Source organism: Caballeronia sp. LZ065 (assembly GCF_031450975.1).
GTDB lineage: Bacteria > Pseudomonadota > Gammaproteobacteria > Burkholderiales > Burkholderiaceae > Caballeronia.
This window is the reverse complement of record NZ_JARUXV010000040.1, coordinates 1-417: the sequence shown is the minus strand read 5'-3', so window position 1 is coordinate 417 and position 417 is coordinate 1. Positions and strand designations below refer to the sequence as shown.

1 protein-coding gene is annotated in these 417 nt (G+C 63.3%); it reads left to right on the top strand.

The features are described from left to right. On the top strand, positions 1-417 hold a 417-nt coding region (locus QCE63_RS35550; protein ID WP_309839953.1), incomplete at both ends, for a hypothetical protein.

The following is a 417-nucleotide window of genomic DNA, read 5'->3' as shown; positions in this document are numbered from 1 at the left end:
GACGGAATGGGAGTATGACGGGCATGGCAACCTGCTCGCGCACAGGCTGCCGGATCGCACCGTGGTGCAGACCGAGTATGACGAGCAGCATCGGCCGGTTGCGATCACCGATCCCGAGGGAGGCGTCTGGCGTCAGGTCTGGGATACGCGCGGCAATCTGATTGAACGGGTGACACCGTCGGGGTGTTCAAGCGTCTTCGGTTATGACGCGCTTGGGCAGCTGACGCAAGTGGCGGATGCGGCGCGGCGCTGCACGGCGCTGGACTACGACGCGAATGGCTATCTGGCTAACTTGACCGATGCGTTGGGGCGTGTCACGCACTTCACCCACGATGCGCGCGGCAATCTGCTACACCGCGAAGCGCCGGGGGAAGGAACCACGCGCTATGCGTGGGACAAGAAGGATCGTCTGATTCT